A 4670-nucleotide genomic window follows, 5' to 3' on the forward strand; every position below is an offset into this window, starting at 1 on the left:
GCCGGAAGGCCGCCGCCGGGCGGGCCGCCGCGCTCCTCGGCCCGGCCCTGCTCGTCGCGCGCGGCACGGTCGCCACCGCCCGGGAGCAGGTGACGACGCACCTCGGCGCGGTGGGCGTCGAGGCCCGCACCCGGCTCGCCGAGGCCGAGCGCCACCTGGAGCGGGCACAGGGGCACGGCGCCCGGGTGGACCCCCGCGCGGGCCGCCTCACCGCCCCGGCGGCGCCCGTGGCCGCGCTCGCCGACGCCCGGCCCGCCGACGCCCGAGCCCGGAAGGCCCGGACGCTCGCCGAGCGGGACGTACGCGCGTACGGCCACCAGGTCGGCGGCGAGCCGGGCGACGGCGTCGGCGGGGCCGTCCTGGGCGGCATCCTCCGCGGGCAGGCCGGGGACGGGAGCGGCTCCGGTGACGGCGGGCCCCGTGACGGCGGGCCCCGTGACGGCGGGCCCCGTGACGGCGGTCCGGGCGCCTTCGGCGGGACGCGGACGCGGGGGCGGACAGGGAGCGGCTGACGGGCCTGGGCACGGGCCCGGCGCCGCGGTCGGTGGCCCGGCCCGGTCCCGTACCTCGTATCGCGCACAGGGAGGCGGCGGCATGACCAAGCACACGATCCTCGGACGGGTGACGCGGCTCGCGAAGGCGCGTACGCACACCGTGCTCGACCTGGCCGAGGACCCGAGGCAGGTCTTCGAACGGCTGGTCCGCGACTACACGGACACCATCGAGGAGGCGGAGCGGGCCGCCGCGGCGGCCGCCGCCGACCTGCGGCTGCTGCGGCAGGACCAGGAGGAGGACCTGCGGGCCGCCGTCGCCTGGGCCGCGCGGGCGCGGGACACGAGCCGCAGGGCGGACGTGCTCCGGGCGGCCGGGAACGCCGCGGCGGCCGACCGGTTCGACCGCCTCGCGAAGGTCGCCCTGGGGCGGCAGGTGCGCGCGGAGCGGGAGGCCGCCGACGCGGAGCCGGTGATCGCCGCGCAGGGCGACATGGTCGCCCGCCTGAAGGAGGGCCTGGACTCGATGAGGATCAAGCTGACGGAGCTCCGCTCGGCGCGGGACCGGGCGGCGGCACGCGCGCGGGCCGCCGAGGGGGCGCCCGGCGGCACGGGGGGCGCGGACGTGCTGGACCCGCGCGGGGAGCTCGGCCGGTTCGAGGAGAAGGTACGCAGGGAGGAGGCGCGGGCGCTGGGACGGCCGGAGCCCGCGGCGTCGCCGCTGGACGACCAGTTCGAGCGGGTGGAGAGCCTGGACGACGAGGCGGAGGTCGAGGCGCGGCTGGCCGCGCTGAAGGCCACGACGTGACGGGGCGGGGCCGGGCGGCTCGGGCGGGGCGCCGTTGCCGGGACACCCTGGGCCGGGCGGCCGGAAGCCTTGGACGGGGCGCCCCGAAGCTTGGGCCGGTCAGTCCGGGCCGGGCGGCCCTGGCCGGGCCGCCCTCGCAGGAGAGCCCCGGCCGTCCGGGCCCCGGCTCAGAACAGGCTCATCAGCGCCTCCGCCGCGTCCATCGGGGGTGTGTCGCCGCCCGGCAGCGGCAGTTCGAACCAGACCGTCTTGCCGCGCGGGGTGCGGCGCGAGCCCCAGGCCGCGCTGAGCAGCCCGACGAGCTGGAGGCCGCGGCCGCCCTCGTCGGTGTCGCGGGCGCGGCGGCGGCGCGGCTGGACCAGGCCCGCGTCCCAGACCTCGCAGACCAGGGTGCGGTCGAGCAGCAGCCGCAGCCGGATCTCGCCCTCGCCGTACCGCAGGGCGTTGGTGACGAGTTCGCTGACCAGCAGCTCGGCGGTGTCGACGAGCGGTTCGAGGTCCCACTCCCGCAGCCGCGCGCACGCCAGTTCCCGGGCGTGGCCGACCGAGCGCGGCTCGCGCGGCAGGGTCCAGTCGCCGACGTGCTCGGCGGGCAGCCCCTGCACCCGCGCCATGAGCAGCGCGATGTCGTCCTCGCCGTGGTGGGTGTCGAGGGTGCTGAGGACGTGGTCGCAGATGTCCTCCAGGGCCTGCGCCGGTTCGGCGAGGGCGCCGACGAACGCGTTCAGGCCCTCGTCGAGGGGGTGGTCGCGGGACTCCACCAGGCCGTCGGTGTACAGGGCGAGCAGCGCTCCCTCGGGCAGGTCGACCTCGACCTCCTCGAAGGGCTCCCCGCCGACGCCGAGCGGCATCCCCGGGGGCACGTCGAGCATGAGCGCGCTCTCGCCCGGCTCCACCAGGACGGGCGGCAGATGGCCCGCGTTGGCGATGGTGACGCGCCGCGTGACGGCGTCGTACACCGCGTACACGCACGTCGCCAGGTACACCTCGGCGAGGTCGTCGGCGTCGCGGTCGGTGCGGGAGCCGGCGGAGCGCCGGGGTCCGGCGGGGTTGCCGAGGCCGCGGGCGATCTCGTCGAGCGCGGCGAGCACGTCCGCGGGCTCCAGATCAAGGAGCGCGAGGGTGCGTACGGCGGAGCGCAGCTCGCCCATGGCGACGGCGGCGCGCAGGCCGCGGCCCATGACGTCGCCGACGACGAGCGCGGTGCGGTGGCCGGGCAGCTCGATGACGTCGAACCAGTCGCCGCCGACCTCGGTGGCGGTGTTGCCCGGCAGGTACCGGCAGGCGATGTCGAGCCCGGCGGCCTCCGGGTCGCCGGGCGGCAGCAGGGAGCGCTGGAGGATGAGGGCGCGCTCGTGCTCGCGGCGGTAGAGGCGGGCGTTGTCGATGCAGACCGCGGCGCGCGCGGCGAGCTCCACGGCCAGCGCCCGGTCGCGTTCCCCGAACGGCTCGCTGCCCTTCGTACGGGAGAACTGCGCGAGGCCGACGACGGTGTCGTGGGCGACCATCGGCACGGCGAGCGTGGACTGGATGAGGCCGTTGGTCAGGCGGCTTGGCCCGCAGTCGTCCCCGGCGATGAGCCGGGGCCGGGCGGTGCGCAGGGCGTCGGCGCAGGGCGAGGTGAAGGCGTAGCGGTGCACGGAGCCGACGTCGATGGGGCCGGTGCCCTCCGGGAAGGGCGCGTCGGCGACGGCGCTGGCGAAGGCGACGCGGCGCAGCTCGGCGCTGCCGTCGGCGAGGCTCTGGCGGATGTGCGCGGTCTCGTCGCCGTCGAGCAGGCCCTGGTACAGGTCGACGGAGGCCAAATCGCAGAAGCCGGGGACGGTGACGTCGAGGAGCTCGCGGGCGGTGGTCTCCAGGTCGAGGGAGTTGCCGATGCGGGCGCCCGCCTCGTTCAGGAGGGCGAGGTTGCGGCGGGCGTGCGCGGCCTCGCGGGCGGCGGCGTGCCTGCTGGTGACGTCGTTGCCGAGGCCCGCGACCCCGATGGGGCGGCCGGAGCCGCTGTGCACGCGGTAGAGGTTGATGGACCAGTGGCGGCGCTCGCTGCTGCCCGGCGCGGGCCCGACGATCTGCATGTCGGTGACGGCCTCGCCGGTCTCCAGGACGCGGCGCAGCGCGGCCTGCATGCGGTCGGCCTCGTGGCGCGGCAGGTAGTCGTGGACGGTGCGGCCGCGGTGGTCCTCGGCGGCGCCGCCGAAGACGGCGGCGAAGCGGCGGTTGGCGCGCTGCACCTTGAGGTCGGTGCCGAACAGCAGGAAGCCGAAAGGGGACTGGCCGAAGATGGCCTGCGAGGCCGCGAGGTCCGTCTCGATCCGCCGCAGCGCCCGTACGTCGACGACGATGCACACGGCGGACCGCTCGCCGTCCGGCGTCCTGGCGGGCATCACGTAGACCTCGGCGATGCCTTCCCGCACGGGGGGGTTCTCCCGCACAGGGGTGTTCTCCCGCACGGGGGCGCCTTCACGGATGCGTGCGCCTTGCCGCGCGGGGGCGCCTTCACGGACGGGGGCGTTCTCCCGCACGGGGGTGCTTTCCCGCACCGGGGTGCTTTCCCGCACGGGGGTGCCTTCACGGACGCGTGCGGCTTCCCCTGCGGGGGCGCCGGGGCCGGAGCCGCCGTCGCGCTCGGCCGGCGGCCGCCGCTCGGTGTCGTGGGGCCGCGCGTCGGTGCCGCGGGTCCGCGCATCCGCGCCATGGGTCCGCGCGTCGGCACCGGAGGGGCCCTCGTCGGTGCCCGGAGCCCGTCCGCCGGTGCCCTCAGCCCGCTCGTCGGTGCCGGAGGACCACTCCTCGGTGTCGCACGACCAGCCCTCGGCGCCGGGCGTCCGCTCGCCGGGCCCTGCCGTCCGGTCCTCGGGGGCGGCCGTCCGGTCCACGGGGGCGCGCGAGCGCGTCCCGCTCCCGTGCGGGTGCTCCTCGGCCGCGGGCAGCCGGAAGGGGACCACCCCCGTCCACTCCCGCCCGTCGAGGATCTCGGCCATCTTGCGGTGGCCGCGCGGCCGCAGCTCCTGCGGGACGAACGCCTCGATCGGGTCCTTGCCGACGGCGTCCCGCGCGGCCACGCCGAACAGCCGCTCGGCGCGCTCGCTCCACTGGTCGACGAGCCCGTCCGGGCCGATCGAGAACGACGCCACCCTGATGTGGTCGTAGAGGGACCCCGGAGGGCTGCCCTGCCAGACGATGTCGCCCCCGGTGGGGGGTGGGCCCTCGACGCGCGCGGGGGTGCCGCCGGCGCCGGGGCCGCGCGTGTCGACGCCGTCCCGGGGCGCGGCTACGCCAGGTGCCGCACCGCCCGTTACCGCCCCGGACGCGCCGCCGCCTACGTCGTCGCCGCCGACCTGGCCCGCGGCTCCGCCCGCCTCTTCCGCGCC

2 protein-coding genes and 1 pseudogene are annotated in these 4670 nt (G+C 77.8%); 2 read left to right on the forward strand and 1 reads right to left on the reverse strand.

The genetic code is table 11. The features are described 5' to 3' along the window. A pseudogene (locus IE330_RS37700) lies at nt 1-512 on the forward strand (TPM domain-containing protein); the annotation flags it as partial. Nucleotides 513-594: 82 nt separating this feature from the next. Then, entirely contained in the window at nt 595-1299 is a 705-nt protein-coding gene (locus tag IE330_RS37705; protein WP_190140696.1) for a PspA/IM30 family protein, read from the forward strand. Nucleotides 1300-1466: 167 nt separating this feature from the next. Here IE330_RS37705 and IE330_RS37710 read toward each other — a convergent pair whose 3' ends face one another. Continuing rightward, a complete protein-coding gene (locus IE330_RS37710) occupies nt 1467-4481 on the reverse strand; it encodes a SpoIIE family protein phosphatase (RefSeq protein ID WP_190140697.1) in 3015 nt (1004 codons plus the stop codon). Between the last annotated feature and the right edge of the window lie 189 nt (nt 4482-4670).

The sequence above is a fragment of the Streptomyces longispororuber genome (genome assembly GCF_014656095.1).
Taxonomy (GTDB): Bacteria; Actinomycetota; Actinomycetes; order Streptomycetales; family Streptomycetaceae; genus Streptomyces; species Streptomyces longispororuber.

What these genes read in the sequence shown, in the direction of transcription:
- IE330_RS37705 (WP_190140696.1), top strand. Translation starts at nt 595, where the DNA reads ATGACCAAGCACACGATCCTCGGACGGGTGACGCGGCTCGCGAAGGCG.